This is a genomic window from Methylobacterium sp. WL8 (assembly GCF_008040045.1).
GTDB lineage: Bacteria > Pseudomonadota > Alphaproteobacteria > Rhizobiales > Beijerinckiaceae > Methylobacterium > Methylobacterium cerastii.
Genome location: NZ_VRVF01000010.1, coordinates 40,295 through 61,509 on the forward strand (window position 1 = coordinate 40,295; position 21,215 = coordinate 61,509).

General features: G+C 70.6%; 25 protein-coding genes. 14 read left to right on the forward strand and 11 right to left on the reverse strand.

Features of this window, described 5'->3' with window-relative positions; translation table 11 throughout:
• Window positions 1-138: 138 nt before the first annotated feature.
• Both FV234_RS06025 and FV234_RS06030 read right to left on the reverse strand, forming a co-directional pair.
• Window positions 139-714 carry a sigma-70 family RNA polymerase sigma factor gene (locus tag FV234_RS06025; protein WP_147753917.1) on the reverse strand — a complete coding sequence of 192 codons (576 nt, stop codon included), beginning with the start codon at window positions 712-714 and terminating at the stop codon, window positions 139-141.
• Window positions 711-956 carry a NepR family anti-sigma factor gene (locus FV234_RS06030; RefSeq protein WP_187273593.1) on the reverse strand — a complete coding sequence of 82 codons (246 nt, stop codon included), beginning with the start codon at window positions 954-956 and terminating at the stop codon, window positions 711-713. Before FV234_RS06030 ends, FV234_RS06025 begins: the two co-directional genes overlap by 4 nt.
• 613 nt (window positions 957-1,569) lie before the next feature.
• Here FV234_RS06030 and FV234_RS26090 point away from each other — a divergent pair.
• Window positions 1,570-1,728, forward strand: a complete 159-nt coding sequence (locus FV234_RS26090; RefSeq protein WP_187273594.1) for a hypothetical protein — start codon at window positions 1,570-1,572, stop codon at window positions 1,726-1,728.
• A gap of 330 nt (window positions 1,729-2,058) precedes the next feature.
• Window positions 2,059-2,271: a hypothetical protein gene (locus FV234_RS06040; protein ID WP_147828382.1), complete on the forward strand. Its 213-nt coding sequence runs from the start codon at window positions 2,059-2,061 to the stop codon at window positions 2,269-2,271.
• Window positions 2,272-2,426: 155 nt separating this feature from the next.
• Here the strand turns inward: FV234_RS06040 and FV234_RS06045 are convergent, their stop codons facing one another.
• The 4 genes from FV234_RS06045 to FV234_RS06060 form a co-directional block, all read right to left on the reverse strand.
• A complete protein-coding gene (locus FV234_RS06045; protein ID WP_147828383.1) occupies window positions 2,427-2,726 on the reverse strand; it encodes a hypothetical protein in 300 nt (99 codons plus the stop codon).
• Between the two features lie 81 nt (window positions 2,727-2,807).
• A complete protein-coding gene (gene accC, locus FV234_RS06050; protein ID WP_147828384.1) occupies window positions 2,808-4,160 on the reverse strand; it encodes an acetyl-CoA carboxylase biotin carboxylase subunit in 1,353 nt (450 codons plus the stop codon).
• Between the two features lie 113 nt (window positions 4,161-4,273).
• Entirely contained in the window at window positions 4,274-4,741 is a 468-nt protein-coding gene (accB, locus tag FV234_RS06055) for an acetyl-CoA carboxylase biotin carboxyl carrier protein (RefSeq protein ID WP_147763823.1), read from the reverse strand.
• Window positions 4,742-4,883: 142 nt separating this feature from the next.
• Complete coding sequence (locus tag FV234_RS06060; RefSeq protein WP_147814846.1) at window positions 4,884-5,645, reverse strand: DsbA family protein; 762 nt, start codon at window positions 5,643-5,645, stop codon at window positions 4,884-4,886.
• A 196-nt stretch (window positions 5,646-5,841) separates the two neighbouring features.
• Here FV234_RS06060 and FV234_RS06065 point away from each other — a divergent pair, with 196 nt between their 5' ends.
• The 4 genes from FV234_RS06065 (at window position 5,842) to FV234_RS06080 (ending at window position 8,363) form a co-directional block, all read left to right on the forward strand.
• A complete protein-coding gene (locus tag FV234_RS06065; RefSeq protein WP_147761700.1) occupies window positions 5,842-6,498 on the forward strand; it encodes a DUF1345 domain-containing protein in 657 nt (218 codons plus the stop codon).
• An 87-nt stretch (window positions 6,499-6,585) separates the two neighbouring features.
• Window positions 6,586-6,858 carry a BrnT family toxin gene (locus FV234_RS06070; protein WP_147761720.1) on the forward strand — a complete coding sequence of 91 codons (273 nt, stop codon included), beginning with the start codon at window positions 6,586-6,588 and terminating at the stop codon, window positions 6,856-6,858.
• Window positions 6,824-7,138: a BrnA antitoxin family protein gene (locus FV234_RS06075; protein ID WP_246686124.1), complete on the forward strand. Its 315-nt coding sequence runs from the start codon at window positions 6,824-6,826 to the stop codon at window positions 7,136-7,138. The genes FV234_RS06070 and FV234_RS06075 overlap by 35 nt, the downstream gene beginning before the upstream one ends.
• A gap of 70 nt (window positions 7,139-7,208) precedes the next feature.
• Window positions 7,209-8,363 carry an aminotransferase class I/II-fold pyridoxal phosphate-dependent enzyme gene (locus tag FV234_RS06080; protein ID WP_147828386.1) on the forward strand — a complete coding sequence of 385 codons (1,155 nt, stop codon included), beginning with the start codon at window positions 7,209-7,211 and terminating at the stop codon, window positions 8,361-8,363.
• Between the two features lie 37 nt (window positions 8,364-8,400).
• Here the strand turns inward: FV234_RS06080 and FV234_RS06085 are convergent, their stop codons facing one another.
• Window positions 8,401-9,660: a methyl-accepting chemotaxis protein gene (locus FV234_RS06085; protein WP_147761697.1), complete on the reverse strand. Its 1,260-nt coding sequence runs from the start codon at window positions 9,658-9,660 to the stop codon at window positions 8,401-8,403.
• A gap of 247 nt (window positions 9,661-9,907) precedes the next feature.
• The gene (locus FV234_RS06090; protein ID WP_147828387.1) at window positions 9,908-13,003 is read right to left on the reverse strand and encodes a ribonuclease E/G; all 3,096 of its coding nucleotides are present in this window, start codon (window positions 13,001-13,003) and stop codon (window positions 9,908-9,910) included.
• A 68-nt stretch (window positions 13,004-13,071) separates the two neighbouring features.
• Here FV234_RS06090 and FV234_RS06095 point away from each other — a divergent pair, with 68 nt between their 5' ends.
• From FV234_RS06095 to FV234_RS06100, 3 genes are all read left to right on the forward strand, one after another.
• A complete protein-coding gene (locus FV234_RS06095; RefSeq protein WP_147828388.1) occupies window positions 13,072-13,323 on the forward strand; it encodes a hypothetical protein in 252 nt (83 codons plus the stop codon).
• A 433-nt stretch (window positions 13,324-13,756) separates the two neighbouring features.
• A complete protein-coding gene (locus FV234_RS26915; RefSeq protein WP_281406900.1) occupies window positions 13,757-13,885 on the forward strand; it encodes a hypothetical protein in 129 nt (42 codons plus the stop codon).
• A gap of 178 nt (window positions 13,886-14,063) precedes the next feature.
• Window positions 14,064-14,678 carry a ParB-like protein gene (locus tag FV234_RS06100; protein WP_147828389.1) on the forward strand — a complete coding sequence of 205 codons (615 nt, stop codon included), beginning with the start codon at window positions 14,064-14,066 and terminating at the stop codon, window positions 14,676-14,678.
• An 18-nt stretch (window positions 14,679-14,696) separates the two neighbouring features.
• Here the strand turns inward: FV234_RS06100 and FV234_RS06105 are convergent, their stop codons facing one another.
• Window positions 14,697-15,077, reverse strand: coding sequence for a PRC-barrel domain-containing protein (locus FV234_RS06105; RefSeq protein WP_238272234.1), 381 nt, complete (start codon window positions 15,075-15,077; stop codon window positions 14,697-14,699).
• A gap of 118 nt (window positions 15,078-15,195) precedes the next feature.
• Here FV234_RS06105 and mepA point away from each other — a divergent pair, with 118 nt between their 5' ends.
• Window positions 15,196-16,125, forward strand: a complete 930-nt coding sequence (gene mepA / locus FV234_RS06110) for a penicillin-insensitive murein endopeptidase (RefSeq protein WP_147828391.1) — start codon at window positions 15,196-15,198, stop codon at window positions 16,123-16,125.
• Window positions 16,126-16,241: 116 nt separating this feature from the next.
• Here mepA and FV234_RS06115 read toward each other — a convergent pair whose 3' ends face one another.
• Both FV234_RS06115 and FV234_RS06120 read right to left on the reverse strand, forming a co-directional pair.
• A complete protein-coding gene (locus FV234_RS06115; RefSeq protein WP_147828392.1) occupies window positions 16,242-16,538 on the reverse strand; it encodes a hypothetical protein in 297 nt (98 codons plus the stop codon).
• A 62-nt stretch (window positions 16,539-16,600) separates the two neighbouring features.
• Entirely contained in the window at window positions 16,601-17,503 is a 903-nt protein-coding gene (locus tag FV234_RS06120; RefSeq protein WP_147828393.1) for a LysR family transcriptional regulator, read from the reverse strand.
• Window positions 17,504-17,673: 170 nt separating this feature from the next.
• Between FV234_RS06120 and FV234_RS06125 the strand changes: the two genes are divergently transcribed.
• From FV234_RS06125 to FV234_RS06140, 4 genes are read left to right on the forward strand one after another with little or no spacing between them, the layout of a single operon-like run.
• Window positions 17,674-18,618: an NrtA/SsuA/CpmA family ABC transporter substrate-binding protein gene (locus FV234_RS06125; protein ID WP_147761689.1), complete on the forward strand. Its 945-nt coding sequence runs from the start codon at window positions 17,674-17,676 to the stop codon at window positions 18,616-18,618.
• A 1-nt stretch (window position 18,619) separates the two neighbouring features.
• A complete protein-coding gene (locus FV234_RS06130) occupies window positions 18,620-19,513 on the forward strand; it encodes an ABC transporter permease (RefSeq protein WP_147828394.1) in 894 nt (297 codons plus the stop codon).
• A gap of 5 nt (window positions 19,514-19,518) precedes the next feature.
• A complete protein-coding gene (locus FV234_RS06135; RefSeq protein WP_147828395.1) occupies window positions 19,519-20,298 on the forward strand; it encodes an ABC transporter ATP-binding protein in 780 nt (259 codons plus the stop codon).
• Window positions 20,295-21,212, forward strand: coding sequence for a polysaccharide deacetylase family protein (locus FV234_RS06140; protein ID WP_147828396.1), 918 nt, complete (start codon window positions 20,295-20,297; stop codon window positions 21,210-21,212). Before FV234_RS06135 ends, FV234_RS06140 begins: the two co-directional genes overlap by 4 nt.
• Window positions 21,213-21,215 lie beyond the last annotated feature (3 nt).

The following is a 21,215-nucleotide window of genomic DNA, read 5'->3' on the forward strand; positions in this document are numbered from 1 at the left end:
CGCGAAATCTTGCTGATCCGTGAAGGTTTCGTTCCGATTTCACGCCGTCACGGTCACATGACGCCGGAAAAGCCAGCCCAGGACAATAAACCTCAGCAACGACTTGGCAACCTGGTGCTCGAAACCCTGACGATGCTTTCAGCCGGCCTGGAGCGCGGCGCGGGTATGGGCGTCGGCGCCGACGTCGCCGGCGCCGTCCATGCCGAGGGTTTCGATCAGCCGTCCCCGTGCGCGGCTGACCCGGCTCTTGATCGTGCCGACGGCGACGCCGCAGATTTCGGCGGCCTCCTCGTAGGTGAAGCTCTGGGCGCCCACGAGCACCAGCGCCTCCCGCTGGGCGAGGGGCAGCAGGTTCAACGCGCTCTGGAACGCCCGCATCTCCACGCGGACCTCCTGCTCGGGCAGGCTCGTCAGCCGCCCGGCATGGCTGCCGTCGGCATCCTCGACCTCGCGCTTGCGCTTGCGCTGCTCGGAATAGAACAGGTTGCGCAGGATCGTGAACAGCCAAGCGGTCAGGTTGGTCCCGCGGCGGAAGCTCTCGGCCTTGGTCCAGGCGCGCATCAGCGTGTCCTGCACGAGGTCGTCGGTGCGGTCGAAATCGTAGGTCAACGAGAACGCGAAGGCGCGCAGCGCGGGAATCGCGCCGAGCAGGAGGTCGCGCATCTCGGAATCGGCGCCGGCGGGCGTTCCGACGGGGGCACAGGCCTGGATCATCGCGCCGACTCCTTTTCCGACCGAGCCGCCAACTCCGCGACGAGCGCCTCGAACCGCTCGGGGATCGGCTGGGCGAGCAGGCCCGCGTAGAGCACCCGCAGGCTGCGCCCGATCCGCCGCCGGGTCTCGGCGTCGAGCCGGCCATCGCCGCGCGGCCGCCGTTCGGACGCCCGCACCACGACGACCTCGGGCGGGCGCACGATCGTCCTGTCGGCACCGCGTTCGTCGGGGATGTCCTGCATCGTCGGCCGTCCTCGCAAAGCGGGGCGACGCCTCGCGACCCCACCGCCCGCGGACGACCGGAAACGGCCCTCAGGCCACCGGTTCTCCGCGGACGCAGGGTCCGTCGCCGTCGCTACGGGTGCTAGGGCCGGACGGTTTAATCAAGTCTGAAAACGGCATTCACCTAGAATTCATCGCCATAGATCTCGATACCATCTTATGGTCAAGCTGATGACTTTGTCAATCTGTATGATATCCTCGATCTGGATACATCTTGTTACATTCGAATGTTCGAAACCTGACGGTTTGAACTATGTGGGGATGGGATGGCTCTTCCCTCCCCTTCAGCGGAGGAGCGCGATCACGGCTTCGCTCCACGCTGTTATTACGGGGATGCGCAGTAGAGCTTGGAATCTGGAACCGTAGCTTGCGCTTCAGTGGGTACCGTGAGTGGTCCTGGATCCCTGTATCTTGAGGTGGCTGCTGTAGAGGAGCGGAGCAGGCGCAGCTCGGTGGATCCCCGATCTGCTGCATGATCGCAGTCCGGCGCGGCCGCGCCTGCTCGATAGCCCTCGATCGAACAGGCTTGGGCCCCGCCCGGCTGGCGGCGAGCCTGCATGCCGGACCGGTCCCATGGCTGAAGTGCTGGACGCCGGGCTGATCGCCCGCTTTGTTCGGGCCATGCTCGATGCGATCCGCCCGCTGCCCGACGCCGCCGCCCGTGCGCTCAAGCGCTGTCCACCCGGCGCCAGCAGCTGGTGGCCATGCGCGGGGTCGAAAACACCCGCCTGAAGCAGGCGCGCGAACCGGCCGTGATCGCAAGCCATCGCGCCTGCATCGCGGACCTCGATTGGGGCCTACGCGGCCATCGAGGCGGAGCTGGACGCCCGCAATCCAGGTCGATGCCGAGTGCGTGGTCGCGCATCGCCTGCTGCGCTCGATCCCGGGCGTCGGCGCGCGCGTGGCGGCCGTGCCGATCTACGACCTAGCCGAGCTCAGACAGCGCGACCGCAAGAGCATCGTCAGCCTAGCGGGCTTGGCCCCGCATGTCAGCCAATCCAGCCACGCTCCGCCCCGCGACCATGATCGGCGGCAGCCGGTTCTGCGTGCGCGGCGCTGTACATGAGCGCCCTCGTGGCGGCGCGCCACGACCCGGCCTTCACGACCGCCGACCGAGCCCTGTGCGATCAGACCAAGCCGGCCAAGCTGGACCTGCGCGCCGTCGCACGCCGCATCATCGTCACCGCCAACGCTCACTCGCGCGATTCCTACACCAGCACAACAAACTGGGGTGATGACGGTGAGGATGTGAAAGCCAAAACAAGACGCGCATGAAGCGGATCGCTCTGAGGGCGAGCCAAGATGGCGCTTCGCATTCCCCGGCGCGTTCGAAAATCCCGGTCGGCTCGCACGAGCACGAGGGTCTCGATACGAAAAAGGCCGGCGCCCTCACGGGAACCGGCCTCTCGATCCGCGAACGAACCGGTGCGTCAGCGGGCGGGGCCGCCCGCGGTTCCGCCGGCGTTCGGGGCCATCTTGTTGGTCTGATCGACGTTGCCACCCTTGGCCGAGTCGGCGCCGGGCGCCATGCCCATCTCTTCGGCCGGGCGGGTGACGGTGCTGCCGGTGGTCGCCGCGCCGTCGGCACCCGGCGCCACGTCGCGGGGGCCGCCGGTGGTCTGGCCCGCCTGCGGGACCGCGCGCGAAGGCTGGCCGACGTTGCCGGCATCCTGGGCGAGGGCGGGGGCGGCGACGAGGGCGCCGATCACGGCGAGGGCTGCGAGGCGCATGAGAATTCGTTCCGGTTGCGTGCGATGGGATCGAGCAACGGATGGTGGACGCTTCGGTTCCGGTCTCGCTTCGTCGCCTGCTCAGGCGTCGAGGCCGCCGGCTTCCAGGAATTGCTCCAGCCAGTGAATGTCGTAGGCGCCGTTCTGGACGTCGGCGTTGCGCACGAGGGTGCGGAATAGCGGCAGCGTGGTGTCGACGCCGTCGATGACGAACTCGTCCAGCGCCCGGCGCAGGCGCATCAGGCACTCGTTGCGGGTGCGGCCGTGGACGATGAGCTTGCCGATCAGCGAGTCGTAGTTCGGCGGCACGCGGTAGCCCTGGAAGGCGGCCGAGTCGACGCGGACGCCGAGGCCGCCGGGCGGGTGGTAGTAGGTGATCAGGCCGGGCGAGGGCCGGAAGGTCGCCGGATGCTCGGCGTTGATCCGGCACTCGATGGCGTGGCCCTCGACCCGGATGTCGTCCTGCGTCACCGACAGGGCGCCGCCGGCCGCGACCCGGATCTGCTCGATCACGAGGTCGATACCGGTGATCATCTCGGTGACCGGGTGCTCGACCTGGATGCGCGTGTTCATCTCGATGAAGTAGAACCGCCCGTCTTCATAAAGGAACTCGACGGTGCCGGCGCCGAGGTAGCCGAGCTTGCGCATCGCGTCGGCGCAGATCTCGCCGATCTCGCCCCGCATCTCGGCATTGAGCGCGGGCGAGCCGCCCTCCTCCCAGACCTTCTGGTGGCGACGCTGCAGCGAGCAGTCGCGCTCGGCCAGATGCACCGCGCCGCCACGGCCGTCGCCGAGCACCTGCACCTCGATGTGGCGCGGCTTGGTGAGGTACTTCTCCAGGTAGACCGCGTCGTCGCCGAAGGCCGCCTTGGCCTCGGAGCGGGCCATGCCCAGCGCCTGCTCCAGCTCGCCTTCCGAGCGCGCCACCTTCATGCCGCGCCCGCCGCCGCCGGCCGCCGCCTTGACCAGCACCGGGTAGCCGATCTCGGCGGCGACCCGCTTGGCCTCCACCGGGTCCTCGATGCCGCCGTCGGAGCCGGGCACGCAGGGAATGCCGAGCTTGAGCGCGGTGCGCTTGGCTTCGATCTTGTCGCCCATGATCCGGATGTGCTCGGCCTTCGGGCCGATGAAGCCGATCTCGTGATGGGCCAGCACCTCGGCGAAGCGCGCATTCTCTGAGAGGAAGCCGTAGCCGGGATGGACCGCGTCGGCACCGGTGATCTCGCAAGCCGCGATGATCGAGGGGATGTTGAGGTAGCTGTCGCGGGCGGCGGGCGGGCCGATGCAGACGCTCTCGTCGGCCAGCCGCACGTGCATCGCGTCGGCGTCGGCGGTCGAGTGCACCGCCACGGTCTTGATGCCGAGCTCCTTCGACGCCCGGAGGATGCGAAGCGCGATCTCGCCGCGGTTGGCGATCAGGATCTTGTCGAACATGGCAGGGGCGTTTTCCAGCGAAGTGTGCGCGGTTCGCGTGACGAGAGCGGGGCCTTCGCCGACGGCGGCGCGGATGGCGGGCTGACGAACGCCCTCGGCTCCTCCGCGCTCGGCTACTCGATGACGAGGAGGGCTTCGCCGTACTCGACCGGCTGCCCGTCCTCGACGAAGACCGCGGCCACCGTGCCGGCGCGGGGCGCGACGATCTCGTTGAAGGTCTTCATCGCCTCGATCAGGAGCAGCTTGTCGCCGACCTCGACCCTGGAGCCGACCTCGACGAAGGCCTTCGCCTCGGGCGAGGGGCGCAGGTACGCGGTGCCGACCATCGGCGAGGGCACGGCGCCGGGATGGGTCTTGCCACGCTCGGGCACGGCGCCGGGGCCGGCAGGAAGCGGCTGGGGTGCCGCCGGGAGCGCCATGGCCGCCGGCGCGGCGACCTGGACGTTCACCGGCTCGATCCGGCGGACGACGCGGATGCGGAGATCCCCCTTCTCGACCTCGATCTCGGACAAGCCGGTCTCGGTGACGAGGTTGGCGAGCTCGCGGACGAGATCGGCATCGATGGGGTCGTGCTTGGACATCGGGCCTGTCTTCTGGGGACTGAACCTGGGATGGCGGATGGCGGCCGCGCCTGCGCCGTTCCGCCGGCGCGGCCGCGGACCCCGATCCCGCGAAGGCGCCGGTCTTAGACGAAGGCGCGCGTTCGCGACACCCCGTCGCGCGTCAGCAGGAGGCGTGACCGCACTGGCGGACGTCGGCGATGGTCTTGCGGATCGGCTCGACGCCGACCGCGCCGGGGATGATCTCGTCGCCGATGATGAAGGCCGGGGTGCCCGAGAGGCCGAGCTTGTCGCCCAGGCCCCGGTTCTCGGTGAGTGCGGCCTTCACCTCGGGCCCTTGCGCGTCCTTCTGCAGCTTGGCCATGTCGAGGCCCATCGCCTTGGCGACGTCGAGGGCCTTGGCGCCGTTCACGCGGCCCTTGGACTCGAGCAGCTTCTGGTGGAACTCGAACAGCTTGTCGCCCTTGAGCTGCTGCTTGGCGGCAAGCGCGATCTGGCTGGCCTCCTGCGATTCCGGGCCGAGCACCGGGAAGTCCTTGATCACCACCCGCAGCTTCGGGTCGGCCTTGATCAGCGCCTGCACGTCGCCCAGAGCCTTGCGGCAATAGCCGCAATTGTAGTCGAAGAACTCGATCATCGTGACGTCGCCGGCCGGGTTTCCGGCGACCACGTCGTGCGGGCTGTCGAGCAGCGCCTTCTGCGATTCCTTGAGGGCCGCGGCCTGGGCGAGGCGCTGGGTCTCGACCTGGCGCTTCTCGCCCTCGGCGATCGCCTCCTGCAGCACGTCCGGGTTCTTGATCAGGTAGTCCTTGACGATCGCCTCTATGCCGGCGCGCTGCGCGTCGGTGAAGGGCGCGGCCGGCGCGGTCTGCGCCAGCGCCGGGCCCGCGAGGGCGAGGGGCAGGGCGAGGGGCAGGGACAGCATCGCCGCGAGGCAGGAGGCCGAGAGCAAACGGGGGAGAAGCATACGTCCTCGCTGGGCGGGCGCGGCGGGCAGGCCGAGCCGGGGCATGGTCGATCCGGTATCGATCGGGTTAGGCGTTTTCACGGCGGCGGGTCAAATCCCCGGATCGAATCCGGTTTTGCACGATGCGTCATTTCTCCTGCGAGGCGTCACGTCGATGATCGATCCCCTCCGGGCCTTCCGGCTCCGCCCGCGCCTGCTCGCGGCCTTCGGCATCATGGCCGCCTGCGCGCTGCTGGTCCCGGGGCCGGACCTCGTCACGCGCCTGCTCGCAGGCTGGTGCGCCGGGATCGTGGCCTACGCCGTTCTGATCGTCCGCCAATCGACCGGGCAGTCCCGTGACGCCCTGCGCCTGCAGGCCTCGCGCCTCGACGACAGCGCGGCCCTGGTCACCGTGTTCACCCTGCTCGCGGCCGCGGCGAGCTTCGCCGCGGTCGGCGTGTTGGTGCTCGGCGGCAAGGCGAGCGGGGCGGGCAAGGTCTTCGACCTGACGCTCGCCGGCGCGACGGTGCTGTGCACCTGGTCCTTCGTGCAGCTCGTCTTCTCGGTCCACTACGCCCACGTCTACTACGGCGACGACGCGCCGGGCGAACGCCGCGGCGGCCTCGACTTCCACGGCGACGAGGACCCGGACTTCTGGGACTTCCTGTACTTCACCGTCACCATCGGCGCGGCGGCGGCGACCTCGGACACCAACATCACCAGCAAGCGCATGCGCCGCATCGCGACGGTGCAGACGGTCTACGCCTACCTGTTTAACACCGGCGTGCTGGCCCTCGCCGTGAACATGGCGGCGGGGTTCGTTGGGCATTGAGGATGTTGGGCGATCCGGGCGATGCTCCCGAATCGTCGGCGCGCCGTTTCGTCATCGCCGGCCGCATTTGATGGCGCTACAAATATTATGGCGATCACCTTCGATCCCGCGAAGCGAGATTGGACGCTCCGTGAGCGAGCCCTCGATTTCGCAGCTGCCGCGACCGTCCTCGCCGGCTCCTGCGTCAGCTTCGAAGACGATCGCCAGGATTATGGCGCGACGCGCATCATCACGATCGGGACGCTCGCGAGCCGGATGGTCGTGGTCGGCTGGACCCTGCGTGGCGACGACGAGCATGTCTTTTCGATGAGGAAGGCCAATGACCGTGAGCAAAAGAAATATGGTCCCGCCCTCCGCTGACGGCATCGGGCAAACGGACCTTGCGCGGCTCGATGCCCACGTGATCCAGGCGAGCGAGTATGACGAGATTCCCAAGATTACCGACGCCATGATGGCGCGCGCAGTGCCCGGCTCGGGCCACGACATCGCGCGCCGCGGGCGTGGGCGTCCGAAATCCGAGGCTCCGAAGCGGCAGGTGACGTTGCGCCTCGACGGCGACGTGATCGCGGCGATGCGCGCTAGCGGGCAGGGCTGGCAGGCGCGGGCCAACGCCGTGCTCCGCGAACGCTTCAAGGCGTAGCGCCACGGCGACAGGTCCTGCGGGCCGTTCGAGGGCTGACCGGCGGCCGCGGCCCGCGTATAAGCGTCGGATGATCCCGATCTCCCGCCGTGCCGCCGCCGTCGCGCCCTTCCTCGCCATGGACGTGATGGTCGCCGCCGCCACAAAGGCGCGGGCCGGGGAGGACGTGGTGCGGATGGAGGTCGGCCAGCCCTCGGCGCCGGCGCCTCGGGCGGTGATCGCCGCCGCGCAGCGGGCGCTGGAAGGCGGCCGCGTGCCCTACACCGAGGCCCTGGGGCTGCCGGCCCTGCGCGAGCGCATCGCGCAGGATTACCGCGAACGCCACGGGGTCGCGGTGCCGCCGGAGCGTGTGGTGGTGACCACCGGTTCGTCCGCCGGCTTCATCCTGGCCTTCCTGAGCCTGTTCGACGCCGGCGCCCGGGTCGGCGTGCCGCAGCCGGGCTATCCGGCCTATCACAACATCCTCTCGGCCCTCGACCTGGTGCCGGTGCCGATGCGCCTGAGCGCCGCCGACCGCTACGCCCCGACCGCCGCGCTGCTTCAGGCGACGCATGCGGCACATGCCCTGTCCGGCGTGCTGGTGATGAGCCCGGCCAACCCCTCCGGCACGGTGATCGGTGAGGCGGCGCTCGCCGAACTCTGCGCGGCGGCGCGGGCGCTCGGCCTACCCTTCGTCTCCGACGAGATCTATCACGGCCTCGGCTACGGCGTGCCGACGACGACCGCGCTCCGGTTCGACTCGGATGCGATCGTCATCAACTCGTTCTCGAAGTACCATTGCATGACCGGCTGGCGGGTCGGCTGGATGGTGGTGCCCGACGCCCTCGTGCGCCCGATCGAGCGGCTGGCGCAGCACCTCTACATCTCGGCGCCCTACCTCTCGCAGATCGGCGCGCTGGCGGCCTTCGATGCCACCGAGGAGCTCGACGCCGTGCGCGACGGCTACGCCCGCAACCGCGCGATCCTGCTCGATGCGTTCCCCGGAATCGGCCTCGGGCGCACGCATCCCGTGGACGGCGCCTTCTACCTTTACGCGGATGTGGCGAACCTCACCAACGACGCCTCCGCCTTCTGCCGGCGGATGCTCGACGAGGCCGGCGTGGCGGCCACCCCCGGCCTCGACTTCGACCGGGAGGCCGGCCACCACCACGTCCGGTTCTCCTTCGCCGGCTCGGAAGCCGAGTGCCGGGAGGCGGTGCGGCGCCTGCGCACTTGGCTGGCGTGATGCCGCTCAGGCTCGTCCGACCCGGCGCCTGATACGTTCAGGCTGCCAGGACGGCCGCGTCGGCGGCCGCTGCAGCTGCGAGGGTCGTCGCGGTCGCCGCGTCGAAGGCCTGGAACGCGACGGTCGCGGCGTCCCAATCCTGAACCTTCACGCCGGCGCAAAGCGCTGCCGCCTGGGCGGCGGCGGCGATGACTCCGGCGCGGACGTTTGCGGGCAGGATCGGGTCGGCGACGATCGCCATCATGCCGGTATGGGGCACGACGCCGACCAGCACCGAAGCGAGCCGGCGCTTCCAGGCGGCGCAGTCGGCCGGCAGCCGGGCGAGGGCCACGGCGAGGGGGTCGCCGTCCAAGCGGTCGAGCAGGGTGCGGCTCATCGCTTCGAGCGCCTCGAGCTCGCCGATCGCGTCCTTGATCTCACCGCGCGACTTCTCTGTGCCGGCGGCGATGCGGCCGACGTTGGAGGCGATCTCGCCGGTGGCGGCGATCTGCTGCTCCATCACCTCGGCCAGGGCCCGCATCTCGGAAGCCGCCTCGGCGACCGCGGCGCTCTCGGCCTCGACGCGGGCGTTGGCGCGGTCCATCACCTCGGAGCCGGCCGCCACCGCGGCCCGGCTGTGGCCGACGGCCGCGTGCATGGCCGACAGCTCGGTCTGAAGCGCGGAAAGCCGCGCGCGGATCTCGTCGGTCGCCCGGGCGGTCTGGCCCGACAGCGCCTTCACCTCGCCGGCGACCACGGCGAAGCCTCGGCCCGCCTCGCCGGCGCGCGCCGCCTCGATGGTGGCGTTGAGCGCGAGCAGGTTGGTCTGAGCCGAGATCGAGGCGATCGCGGTCGCCATCTCTTCGATCCGACGCGCAGCCGCGGCGAATCCGTCGAGGCGCCCGCCGATCTCCGACGTGCCGGCCTGGATCTCCTGCATCCGCTCGCCGGCCCGGCGCATGTCGCCAGCGCAGATCGCGATGCCCTCGCGGGCCCGCTCGGCCGTCTCGGCCGAGGTCTGCGACCGGGCGGCGATCTCGCTGGTCGAGGCGGCGAGTTCCTCGCTCGCGGCCGCGATCAGGCGGGCCTGGTCGGCGACCTGTGCGGAATCGTGGGTGAGCCAGCCGATCGAGGTTCCGGCCGACGAAGCCGCGGCCGACAGGCGGCCGGGCAGGCGCAGCGCTTCGGGGTCGGCGGGCGGCACGGAGACGGGCTTGATGGCCTGCTCGGGCGCCTCGGCGGTGCAGTCGAGACCGCCGGGAGCCACAACCGAGAGGGCCGGCGTTTCAATCCTGGCTTTGCGGAAGAAGCTCAACATCGATTGCGTTCCTTGGGACAGGACTGCAACCTGGAATGGAATAGGTCAATACGGAGTTTATACCGCACACGTTTGTACACAAACAGAGCGATTTCAATCCGTCGGTGATGTCGAGATCGTCATTTGCGCCGCACCCGATGTCTCGGAGACCTCATTGCCGTCGCCGGCGAAGCGAGGCCCTGGGTTCGTTGGAACCCAGGGCCTCGTCTCAGTCGGCCGGCTTCGTTTCAGCCGGCCTTGCGCCGGTTCATTCGCCAGTCAGCGCGGCCTTGGTGCGCGACCACCAGCCGGCACGCTTCGGCCGGTCGGGATCGGACGGCTCGCTGAGCACCACCGCCACCGGCTCCGGCGCGCGCACCGGAGCGGGCGCCGGGGACGCCGGCTCGACCATGGGCTCGGGGGCCGCTTCGGTCGCAACCGGCGACGGCGCCGGGGCGTCGGGGGAAGATGTCTCGGCGGGGCTCGACACCGGCAGGTCGATCGCGGTCTCGGCGGGAGGCGTCGCCGCGGCGATCGCCGCCTCGACGGCCTCGGCGCTCACCGGCTGCTCCGGCTGCAGTTCGGCGACCGGGTCGCCGCCTGCCTCCTGCGACGCGTCGAAGTCGGACGCGGCCCCCTCGGACGCGACGGCGTCGCCACCATCCCGGCCGCGGCCCTCGGCGCGGCCGCGGCCGCCCCGACGTCCGCGGCGCCGGCGGCGTCCGCCGGCATCCTCGTCGCCCTCGGCCGGCGCGGCCTCCCGGGCCGGCGCCTCCACGGCTTCGGGGTCTCCGGTTTCTGCGAGTTCGCCCTCCGCCTCGTCGTCGGCCGACCCCTCGCCTTCTCCGTCGCCCTGCTCCGAACCGGCCTCCGCGCCGCGCTCGGCCTCGCCGCCCTCGGAGCGACCGCCGCCGCGCTTGCGCCGGCGGCGCCGGCGACGGCGCTGGCCGTCGCCCTCATCCGATTTCTCCGAACGCTCGGCTCCAACCTCGCGACCGTCGTCGGCCTCGTCGCCCTCGGCGTCGGTCTCGCCCAAGACCTCCGGGCCGGCGGCGTCCTCGAGGGTTTCGTCCTCGATCTCCTCGAAGGTGTCGTCCTCCTCGATCTCGGAGGTCGGCGAGATCGCGGTGGCGCGGATTCCGGTGATCGGACCCTCGGCGCGCTGGGCCGGCTCGCCGCGATCCAGCTGGTAGGCGGTGGTGGCCCCCAGCCGCTCGTCGGCGGCGATGGTCACGGTGACGCCGAAGCGCATCTCGAGCTCGTGCAGGTGCCCGCGCTTCTGGTTGAGGATGTACAGCGCCACCTCGGTGCGGGTGCGCAGGATCAGGTTGTGGCTCGCCGACTTGAGCAGCGCCTCCTCGATCGCCCGCAGGATGTGCAGCGCGACCGATGCGGTGGCGCGCACGAAGCCGGAGCCGCCGCAATGCACGCACGGCACCGACGAGGATTCGAGCACGCCGGTGCGGATGCGCTGGCGGCTCATCTCCATCAGGCCAAAGGGCGAAATGCGGCCGACCTGGATGCGGGCGCGGTCGTTCTTCAGGCAGTCGTTGAGCTTCTTCTCGACGGCGCGGTTGTTGCGCTTCTCCTCCATGTCGATGAAGTCGATCACCACGAGGCCGGCGAGGTCGCGCAGGCGTAGCTGGCGGGCGACCTCCTCGGCCGCCTCCATGTTGGTGCGAAGCGCCGTGTCCTCGATGTCGTGCTCGCGGGTCGAGCGACCGGAGTTCACGTCGATCGAGACCAGGGCCTCGGTCGGGTTGATCACGAGATAGCCGCCGGACTTCAGCGTCACGTGGGTCGAGAACATCGCGTCGAGCTGCTGCTCGACGCCGTGGCGGGCGAAAATCGGCGTTGCGTCGCGGTAGGGCTTCACCACCTTTGCGGATTGCGGCATCAGCATGCGCATGAAGTCGCGCGCCTCGGCATAGGCCGCCTCACCCGAGACCAGCACCTCGTCGAGGTCCTTGTTGTAGAGGTCGCGGATCGCGCGCTTGATCAGCGAGCCCTCCTCGTAGACCAGAGCGGGCGCGGTCGAGGACAGGGTCAGCGCGCGCACGCTCTCCCACAGACGCATCAGGTATTCGAAGTCGCGCTTGATCTCCGGCATCGTGCGCGAGGCGCCGGCCGTGCGCAGGATCACGCCCATGCCGTCGGGCACCTCCAGCGCCTGGGCGGTCTCCTTGAGGCGCTTGCGGTCGGCGGCCGAGGTGATCTTGCGGGAGATCCCGCCGCCGCGGCCGGTGTTCGGCATCAGCACCGAGTAACGGCCGGCGAGCGACAGATAGGTGGTGAGCGCCGCGCCCTTGGTGCCGCGCTCTTCCTTGACGACCTGGACCAGGATGATCTGGCGGCGCTTGATCACCTCCTGGATCTTGTAGTGGCGGCGGTGGCTGCGCGGACGCTCGGGCAGCTCGCCGAGCGCGTCGCCGTTGCCGCCGACCTGCGAGATCTTCGGCTCGGCGTCGGGATCCTCGTCGCCCTCGTCCTCGTCGGACTCCTCGTCGTCGCCGTCCTCTTCGTCCTCGTCGTCGGAATCGTCGTCCTCGTCCTCGTCTTCATCCTCGTCGGATTCGTCCTCGGACGCCGTCGGCGCCTCGGCGACGGTCAGTCCCTGGGCCACGGCGACGATCGCCTCAGGGCGCGGGGCGTCGTCGGCGGTCTCCCCGTCCTGGGCCTCGTGCTCATGCGCCTCGCCGGCAGGCTCGTCGGCATCCGGCTCGGGCAAGACGGCGGAGGCGTCGCTGCCCGGCGCGATCGCGCCCTCGGGCCGGTCCTGGTCCACATGCGCCTCGGCGACGTGATCGTCGCCGGCATGGGCTTCGTGGGCATGGGCCTCAGCGGCCTGCGTGTCGTGGGACTGCGCGTCGTGATGCGCTTCGCCGGCCGGGGCATCATGCCCGTCCGCACGGGCGGCCTCGTGCGACGCGTCATGCTCCTGCGCGACGTCCTCGGCGCTCACGGTCTCGTCGAGCTTGGCGGCGGAGGCCTCGGCCCGGCGCCCGCGGACGCGGCGGCCGTTGCTGCGCGGCGACTTGCGGCGGCGTTCCTCGCGCTCGCGGTGCTCTTCCGCGTCGCGCGCCTCGTCCTCGAGCAGCGCCTGCCGGTCGGCGAGCGGGATTTGGTAGTAGTCGGGGTGGATCTCTGAGAAGGCGAGGAAGCCGTGGCGGTTGCCGCCGTACTCGACGAAGGCGGCCTGGAGCGAGGGCTCCACGCGCGTCACCTTGGCGAGATAGATGTTGCCGCGAAGCTGGCGCCGGTTGGCCGCCTCGAAGTCGAATTCCTCAACCCTAGAACCGTGAACCGTGACGACCCGGGTCTCTTCCGGATGCATCGCGTCGATGAGCATCTTGTTGTTGGCCATGACGAACTTTCGACATGGCGGCGGACGTCGCTCTCCTGGGCCCGTGTCCCGGTGGAGCCTCGCCCGGCTTGAAGGCCGTCAGGGAGAGGGCTCGCGCCGGCCTCGAAACCGAGGCCGCGGGGCTTGAACTGAAGGGATTGCCGTCAACCGCCGCTCGGCGCGCGCTTCCGCTGCGCCTGGGGTTGAACCTGATCGGGGGGACGGACGGATCGGCGCGACGCGCATCGCGCACGCTGACGGCACGGGCAACGGCAATCGATGCTGTGCCTCCGTCCATCTGTATTCCCGACCTCGCGAAAACCATCTCGACCGTCCCGTGATGACGAGGCGACCGCGAATTCCATGATAACCCATGCGCCGGGACAAAACCCGTCGCGTGTGCAGAGCCCCGGCCGTCCAGGGCCGCAACGGCGGAGAATCGTCGCCGCCGCGGGCACGCCGTCGCCCGATGGCGGGCCGCGACGCACGAACGATCCCGTGAGGATCGGACAGGGCCTGCCATCATTACAGATCGTCGCAGGGATTTGGCAAGGCCGAGCTGGAATCGCCCGCCAAGCGCCTGCGGGGCGGCGCCCGTTTCAAACCGGCCGGCGTGTTCGCGGGCGGGAGGCCAGGGCGCCGATGTCGCGCCCGACACCCACAATCTTGCCGGCTTTGGGGCGCGGACTGCCGGTCCTGCGGTTGCACGGGCGGCGATCCGCCGAGCCCGCTCGACGACCCTCTTCGATTCCCTCAGATGGAGTGCGCGAGCCCTTGTTGAAAACCATCGCCCTGGTCGTCTCGGTCGCCGCCTTCCTCGCGCTCCGGGCCTTCGTGAAATTCCTGCTGCTCCCGTTCCGCGCCCTGCGGAACCTCCGGAAGGACAGCCCGATCTCGACCTAAGCTCCGCTTGGCCGACGGCCCTCGCAGAACCGCTCGTCGCAGAACCGCCCGTCGAAGGGCCGCGGGCGGCTATCGGAACCGTGAACGGCGGGGCGCCGATCGTGCCTTCCGGCGTGGGCTGGAATCATGACAGATCGCCGCGGGGGCCTGAAGGCTCGGCGGTGGGAATACCGAATCGATGGCCAACCGTGAGCCGGTGCTGGCGCCCGTCCCGATCGCGGACCTGCGCCCGACGCAGATGACGGTGGGCTACCGGGAGGTCGCCGAGAAGCGCCGGCGCTGGCGCGACTATGACGACAACAAGCGCGCCGCCTTCCTGGGGGCGCACATGGTGCCGACGCTGCTCGGGCCGAAGAAGCACCACTACGTCATCGATCACCACCATTTGTCCCGCGCCCTGCTGGAAGAGGGCGTCGAGAGCGTGCTCGTGACCATAGTCGCGGACCTGCACCACCTCGACAAGGACGCGTTCTGGACGGTGTGCGACCACAAATCGTGGGTGCACCCCTACGATGCCGAGGGCGTGCGCGCCGGGTTCAAGGATATCCCCAAGGCGATGGCGGACCTCGCCGACGACCCCTACCGGAGCCTGGCCGGAGAGCTGCGCCGGGCCGGGGGCTTCGCCAAGGACACGACGCCGTTCAGCGAGTTCCTCTGGGCCGACTACCTCCGTCGCCACGTCAAGGCCAAGCGCATCGAGAACGACTTTTCGGCGGCGCTGGAGGAGGCGATGGCCTTGGCCAAGGCGTCCGAGACGAGCTACCTCCCCGGCTGGTGCGGCCCGACCGCATAGCGGCGCTCGGCCCTTGCGTCACAGGCCCCAATACGGCGCCGCGTTGTAGTAGCGGTGGACCCGCTCCTCCCAGGCGTGGTCTTCGGCCGGGTCGGTGCCCTCGGGCGAGCGCGGCGGGGCGTCGCGCAGTTGCGCCTCGGTGACGTCGACGACGTAGGCGTCGTGCTCGGGCGAGAAGCGGAGCACCGCCCAGGGCAGCGTATGGAAGCCCTCGCCGAGCCCGAGGAAGCCGCCGAAGCTCATCACCGCGTAGGCGACCTGGCCCGAGCGCTTGTCGAGCATCAGCCGCTCGATCCGTCCGACCTTGGTGCCGTCCGGCCGGCGCACGTCGGTGCCGACGACGCGGTCGTGGGCGATCAGGCTGCGGGCCTGTTCAGAGGTATCCGGCGTGGGTGTCACGATGCGGCCTCCGGTTCGTTCGGCCCGCGCGACGGCGGGCCTGCCCGAAAAACGCCCCGGCGGCGGGCGACGTTCCGATCCTCGACGGGCGACCGCCGGACCGGATACACAGACCCGCATGCACACGCGCCGCCTCGCCCTCTCCGCCGCCCTCGTCCTTTCGTCGGCCCTCGCTTCGCCCGCCCACGCACAGGACAAGGGGACCCTCAACCCCAAACCCCTGCCGCCGCTGGAGAATCCCGACGCGCCCTCGACGCCGGCCAAGGCGCTGTTCGGGCGGGTGACCGGCCCGGCCTCCGGCCCCGCCCACGCCTACGGCTCCTACGCCAAGGGCTGTTTCTCGGGCGGCGCGGCGCTGCCGATCGACGGGGCGACGTGGCAGGTGATGCGCCTGTCGCGCAACCGGAACTGGGGCACGCCCTACCTCGTCGACTTCCTGGAGCGGCTGGCGGCCAAGGCGCCGCGGGTCGGCTGGCCGGGCCTGCTCGTCGGCGACATGTCGCAGCCGCGCGGCGGTCCGATGCTCACCGGCCACGCCTCGCACCAGCTCGGGCTCGACGCCGACGTGTGGCTCACCCCGATGCCGGACCGGCGCATGACGCGGGCGGAGCGCGAGGAGACCTCGGCCACCGACATGGTGCGGCCCGACCGCCTCGACATCGACCCCGACACCTGGACGCCGGAGCGGCTGAGCCTGATCCGCCTCACCGCCGAGCAGCCGGAGGTGGCGCGCATCTTCGTCAACCCGGCGATCAAGAAGGCCCTGTGCCGGGAGGCGGACGGCAGCCGCGGCTGGCTGCGCAAGGTGCGCCCGATGTACGGGCACAATTACCACTACCATATCCGCCTCGCCTGCCCGGGCGGTCAGGATTCCTGCGGCGACCAGGCCGCCCCGCCGCCCGGCGACGGCTGCGGCGAGGAGCTCGCCTACTGGTTCAGCGACGCGATCCTCCACCCCCGCCCCCCGAAGACCAAGCCGAAGCCACGCCCGCCGATGACCATGGCGGCCCTGCCGGCCGAGTGCCGGATGGTGCTGAAGGCGCGCTGAAGGCGAAGGTTCGCAGGCGGACGGCGCACGCCATCACCCCACCCTGAGGTGCGGACGCGAAGCGGGCGCCTCAGGATGTGGTGGTGGGTTGGACGATGGGTCGGCGGCCCGTCGGATTACGAAAGCTCCTCTCCCGGCGTCGGCTCGGCCGCGGCGGCGCCGGGCTCCGGGGCGGGGGCGGGCGGCGCGGCCGGGGGCTGGTCGACGAGAGTGCCGATCAGGTCGAGGAGCGCCCGGTGCTCGGGGCCGCCGGCGCCGGCGCGCAGGAAGGCGCCGACGGGGGTCTCGGAGGTGCGGCCGCCGGACGACGCGTTCGGCTCGTGCAGGATGGCGACCTCGGCGCCGTCCGCGCGGCGGAGCCACCAGCGGTCGTCGTTCTCGCTGGCGTGGATCAGGCGTCGATCGGTCTTCATGGGGGCGCTGTCCTGGTTGGCACGGACGGAGAAGTCGGCGGGCGCGGTTTCGCTCCCGTACCTCAGGCGCCTGCCTGCCGCCGGTCGAGGCTGTGGGTGAGCTGGTCTGCGAACTTCGCCGCCGCGACGGAGAGCAGGCGCCCGCGCAGCTGCCCGAGGATCATCACCATCGGGTCGAGGTCGCGCGCGTCGATCTGGCGGCTGGCGAGGCGCGGGTCGTCGGGGATGCCGCTCGGCACCTGGAGGCTCACGGCCTCCTCGCGCAGAACGAGGTTGCGCAGGAACTCGAGCGAGCTCGACTCGACCCCCGGCCCGAGCGGCACGCCCTTCCGCGCCAGGGCCTGCTCCAGGTGTAGGCGGATCGCCAGCGACCGGTCGGGCAGGGCCATCGCATGGGCGAGGCAGTCGCGCAGGCGCACCGGCCCGGCCTCCCGGGCGAGGGGATGGCCGGCCCGCATCAGCGCGCAGAGCGGCTGGCGGCAGGAATACAGCACGTGCAGGTCGGCGGAGGGCGGCGGCTGCAACACCAGGGCTAGGTCGGCCTCGAAGGCGGTCAGCGCCGCCACCGCCTGGACGTGGTCGCGCACCTGCACCGTGAACCCGACCTGCGGAAACCGCTCGCGGTAGGCCTGGACCTCCTCCGGCACCACCTGCGTGACGAAGGCCTGGCTGCAGGCCAGCGCCACGTGCCCGCGCCGGACCCCGGAGAGGTCGGCGATCTGCGAGCGCACACGCTCGAGGTCGGCGAGCTGGTCGCGCACGTGCCGGACCAGCAGCTCGCCGGCCGCGTTGAGCCGCATCCCCTGCGCCAGCCGCTCGAAGATCGGCGTGCCGAGTTCGTACTCGATGTCCTGGACTTGGCGCGTCAGCGCCGAGGGGGCGATGTTGAGGCGCTCGGCCGCCCGGCGGATCGAGCCGCTGCGGGCGATTTCGGCGATGCAGGCCAGCGTCCGGGTGTGCTTCATCGCAGATCCCCGCCTCGGGCGCGCTTCGGACGGCCCATACCAACCAGCTAGACCGCCTGTTGCCGAAATCGCAACAGCCCCATCCCGATTGAGCACTCGTTAGCAACGGCAGGGGGATCTACGCTTCGTACCGTCGCCGTTCCCCGCCTCGCCGGCCTCGGAGTGAAGCCATGATCGCCCGCCGCACCCTCCTTGCCGGCCTCGGGGCCGGGCTCGTCTCGGCGCCCTTCGTGGCCCGCGCCGCCGCGCCGGTGACGATCCGCATGGGCTCGCTCAAGCTGATCCATTCGATCGCGCCATACTTCTACGAGCGCTTTACGCCGGCTGGCTACGTGGTCGAGGTGATCCCGTTCGAGAGCCCGACCGAGTGCAAGAACGCGGTGGTCACCAAGTCGGTGGATTTCGGCACCTTCGGCATCGCCTCGGCGACCCTGGGCGCGGCCGCCGGCGAGCCGCTAACGGTGATCGCCTCGACCTGCAACGGCGGCATGGCGATCATCTCCAAGAAGGATTCCGACGTCCGCGCGGTCAAGGACCTCAGGGGCAAGCGCGTCGCCCTGTGGCCCGGCTCGACGCAGGAGGTGTTCGCCCTCGAGCGCATGCGCATGGAGGGGCTCTCGATCAAGGACATCGTGCCGGTGCGCATCTCGTTCTCGGAGATGCACATCGCCTTGGCGCGCGGCGACATCGACGCCTATGTCGGCGCCGAGCCGGCCCCCGGCGTCAGCCTGTCGAGCGGCGTCGGCCAGCTCGTCGAGTACCCCTACGGCACCGAAATGGGCTCGCTCAACATGGTGTTCGGCACCCATCGCGACACGATCGCGGGCAAGCCCGACCTCGTCCGCACCATGCTGGAAATCCACCGCAAGGGCACCGAGTTCGCCGCCAAGAACCGCGACGCGATGATCGACATGGCGGTGATGAAGCTCGGCCAGAAGCGAGAGGCTTTGGTGGTCTCGGCTCCCAACGTCGACCTGACGTGGAAGCTCGGCCCGGACGAGGTGAAGAAGGCCGAGGCCTACGCCCGGCACATGCTCGCCCTCAAGCAGATCAAGCGCCTGCCGGAGCCGGGCTTCGTCGACACCACGTTCGTCGACGCGATGCGGGACGCGTGACATGAGCGCGACGACGGCGACGGAGGCGGACGTGGCCGCCGCGGGCGACGCGGCGCTCCCCCTCTCCCGCACCGGAGAGGGCACCCGCGTTCCACGCCGTCGCACCAAGGACATCCTGCAGCGCATCAAGGGCGCCGCCCTCGCGCTGGCCCTGCCCCTCGCGCTCGCCCTCGTCTGGCACCTCGCCACGGTCGGGAAACCCTACAGCCTGATCCCGCCGCCGGCCGAGGTCTGGACCGAGATGCGCGACCTCGCCGTCGGCGGCGTCAACGACGACGCGTTCAGCGGCACGCTGTGGACGCATCTCGCGGCTTCGCTCGCCCGCGTCTTCGGCGGGTTCGCGCTCGCGGCGGCAGCCGCCCTGCCGCTCGGGCTGTTGATCGGCCGGGTGCCGCTGATGCGGGCGCTCCTCGACCCGACCTTTCAGATCCTGCGGCCGGTGCCCGTCACCGCCTGGCTGCCGCTGGCGATGATCCTGTTCGGGCTCGGGCCGCGCTCAGCCTACTTCCTGGTGTTCCTCGGAGCGTTCTACCCGATCCTCGTCAACACGATCTTCGGCGTGCGCGCGGTCGAGCCCCGGCTGTTCGAGGCCGCCGCCATGCTCGGCTGCACCGGCCCGGCACAGTTCGCCCGCGTGGTTCTGCCCGCCGCCCTCCCATCGATCTTCAGCGGGTTGCGCCTCGGCCTCGGCTTCGCCTGGGTGGTCATCGTCGTCGGCGAGATGACCGGCGTCCAGACGGGCCTCGGCGCGATCATCATGGAGGCGCGCCAGCTCTCGCGCACCGAGATCGTCATCTGCGGCATGGTGGTGATCGGCGTCGCCGGGTTCATCTCCGACCGGATCGTCATGGAGATCGGTCGCCGCCTGCTCTCGTGGAGCCCCGCGCATGGTTGAATCCGATGGCTGATCCAACGATCCCGATCGTCGATGTCCGCGACGTCTCGAAGACCTACCTGTCGCAGGGGCGCCGGACCGAGGCCCTGCGCGGCGCCAACCTCACCGTCCAGCGCGGCGAGTTCGTCTGCCTTCTCGGGGCGTCGGGCTGCGGCAAGTCCACCCTGCTGCGGATCGTGGCCGGCTTCGAGGCCACCACCGCCGGCGAAGCGCTGATGTGGGGCAAGCCGATCCCCGGACCCGGCCCGAGCCGGGGCATGGTGTTCCAGGATTACGGCCTGTTCCCGTGGTTGACCGTCCGCGACAACATCGGCTTCGGCCCGAACTCGCGCGGCCGCCCCGCCGCGGAGGTGCGCGAGACAGCCGCGCGCTACATCGACCTCGTCGGCCTGGGCCAATTCGCCGACGCCTACCCGCACCAGCTCTCGGGCGGCATGAAGCAGCGCGTGGCCATCGCCCGCGTGCTCGCCAACGAGGCCGAAGTGGTGCTGATGGACGAGCCGTTCGGGGCGCTGGACGCGATGACCCGCGAGCGGCTGCAGGACGAATTGCTCGAGCTCTGGAGCCGAACCGGCCTCACGGTGCTGTTCGTGACGCACGCCATCGAGGAGGCGATCGTGCTCGCCGACCGCATCGTGCTGATGTCCCCCGGCCCCGGCCGGATCGAGGCGGTGCACACGGTCGACCTCCCCCGCCGCCGCGACGTCTCGAGCCCCGCCTTCAACGACGTTCGCCGCATGCTCTCGGCTCAGCTCCACAGCCACCACGCGCCGAAGGCCGCATGAGCGAAATTCCGCGCACCGACCGGCGTCGGCCGGAAAACCGCCTCGCCTATCGTGCCGCGATCGACCGGCCGCGCCTCGCACTGCCCGGGGCCAAGGCCGTCGCGGTCTGGCCGGTGGTCAATGTCGAGCACTGGCTGATCGACCATCCGATGCCGCGCCAGATCCTGGTGCCCCCGACCGCGGCCACCCTGCTGCCGGACGTGCCCAACTGGGCGTGGCATGAATACGGGATGCGCGTCGGCTTCTGGCGCTTCCTCGAAGCTTTCGCAGTGCGCGGCATCCGGCCGACCCTGTCGATCAACGGCTCGGTCTGCACCGCCTATCCGCGGGTCGCAGCCGCCGCGCACGCAGCCGGCTGGGAGTTCATGGCCCACGGCTTCGAGCAGGTTCCGACCCACCGGATCGAGGACCAGCCCGGGATGATCGCCCGCACCGTCGCCGCGATCCGCGATCTCACCGGCGCGGCGCCGCGAGGCTGGCTCGGGCCGGGCCTCACCGAGACGCTGGACACCCCAGACCACCTCAAGGCGGCAGGCATCGAATATGTCGGCGACTTCGTGGTCGACGATCGGCCCGCGCGCATCGCTACCGCGCACGGGCCGCTGGTGGCGATGCCCTATTCGGTGGAGCTGAACGACATCCCGCTGCTCGCGATCCAGCATCATCGCGCCGACGAGTTCGTGGAGCGGGCGCTGGCGCAGTGCGACCGCCTCGCCCGGGAAGCTGTCGGCGACGGGCCGCTGTCGGGCGCGAAGATCATGAGCTTCGCCATCCACCCCTACATCACCGGGGTGCCCCACCGCATCGGGCTGCTCGAACGCCTGCTCGACGCGCTGCTCGCCCGGCCGGACGTGGTGTTCCTGCAGGGCGGCGAGCTGCTCGACTGGTACCTGGGGACCGGCGACGATGCCTGAGAC

Excerpts from the sequence above, each read along its gene's own strand:
- FV234_RS06025 (WP_147753917.1), bottom strand. The coding sequence starts at position 714 with ATGATCCAGGCCTGTGCCCCCGTCGGAACGCCCGCCGGCGCCGATTCC.
- FV234_RS06030 (WP_187273593.1), bottom strand. The coding sequence starts at position 956 with ATGCAGGACATCCCCGACGAACGCGGTGCCGACAGGACGATCGTGCGC.
- FV234_RS26090 (WP_187273594.1), top strand. The coding sequence starts at position 1,570 with ATGGCTGAAGTGCTGGACGCCGGGCTGATCGCCCGCTTTGTTCGGGCC.
- FV234_RS06040 (WP_147828382.1), top strand. The coding sequence starts at position 2,059 with ATGAGCGCCCTCGTGGCGGCGCGCCACGACCCGGCCTTCACGACCGCC.
- FV234_RS06045 (WP_147828383.1), bottom strand. The coding sequence starts at position 2,726 with ATGCGCCTCGCAGCCCTCGCCGTGATCGGCGCCCTCGTCGCCGCCCCC.
- accC (WP_147828384.1), bottom strand. The coding sequence starts at position 4,160 with ATGTTCGACAAGATCCTGATCGCCAACCGCGGCGAGATCGCGCTTCGC.
- accB (WP_147763823.1), bottom strand. The coding sequence starts at position 4,741 with ATGTCCAAGCACGACCCCATCGATGCCGATCTCGTCCGCGAGCTCGCC.
- FV234_RS06060 (WP_147814846.1), bottom strand. The coding sequence starts at position 5,645 with ATGCTGTCCCTGCCCCTCGCCCTGCCCCTCGCCCTCGCGGGCCCGGCG.
- FV234_RS06065 (WP_147761700.1), top strand. The coding sequence starts at position 5,842 with ATGATCGATCCCCTCCGGGCCTTCCGGCTCCGCCCGCGCCTGCTCGCG.
- FV234_RS06070 (WP_147761720.1), top strand. The coding sequence starts at position 6,586 with ATGGCGATCACCTTCGATCCCGCGAAGCGAGATTGGACGCTCCGTGAG.
- FV234_RS06080 (WP_147828386.1), top strand. The coding sequence starts at position 7,209 with ATGATCCCGATCTCCCGCCGTGCCGCCGCCGTCGCGCCCTTCCTCGCC.
- FV234_RS06085 (WP_147761697.1), bottom strand. The coding sequence starts at position 9,660 with ATGTTGAGCTTCTTCCGCAAAGCCAGGATTGAAACGCCGGCCCTCTCG.
- FV234_RS06090 (WP_147828387.1), bottom strand. The coding sequence starts at position 13,003 with ATGGCCAACAACAAGATGCTCATCGACGCGATGCATCCGGAAGAGACC.
- FV234_RS06100 (WP_147828389.1), top strand. The coding sequence starts at position 14,064 with ATGGCCAACCGTGAGCCGGTGCTGGCGCCCGTCCCGATCGCGGACCTG.
- mepA (WP_147828391.1), top strand. The coding sequence starts at position 15,196 with ATGCACACGCGCCGCCTCGCCCTCTCCGCCGCCCTCGTCCTTTCGTCG.
- FV234_RS06115 (WP_147828392.1), bottom strand. The coding sequence starts at position 16,538 with ATGAAGACCGATCGACGCCTGATCCACGCCAGCGAGAACGACGACCGC.
- FV234_RS06120 (WP_147828393.1), bottom strand. The coding sequence starts at position 17,503 with ATGAAGCACACCCGGACGCTGGCCTGCATCGCCGAAATCGCCCGCAGC.
- FV234_RS06125 (WP_147761689.1), top strand. The coding sequence starts at position 17,674 with ATGATCGCCCGCCGCACCCTCCTTGCCGGCCTCGGGGCCGGGCTCGTC.
- FV234_RS06130 (WP_147828394.1), top strand. The coding sequence starts at position 18,620 with ATGAGCGCGACGACGGCGACGGAGGCGGACGTGGCCGCCGCGGGCGAC.
- FV234_RS06135 (WP_147828395.1), top strand. The coding sequence starts at position 19,519 with ATGGCTGATCCAACGATCCCGATCGTCGATGTCCGCGACGTCTCGAAG.
- FV234_RS06140 (WP_147828396.1), top strand. The coding sequence starts at position 20,295 with ATGAGCGAAATTCCGCGCACCGACCGGCGTCGGCCGGAAAACCGCCTC.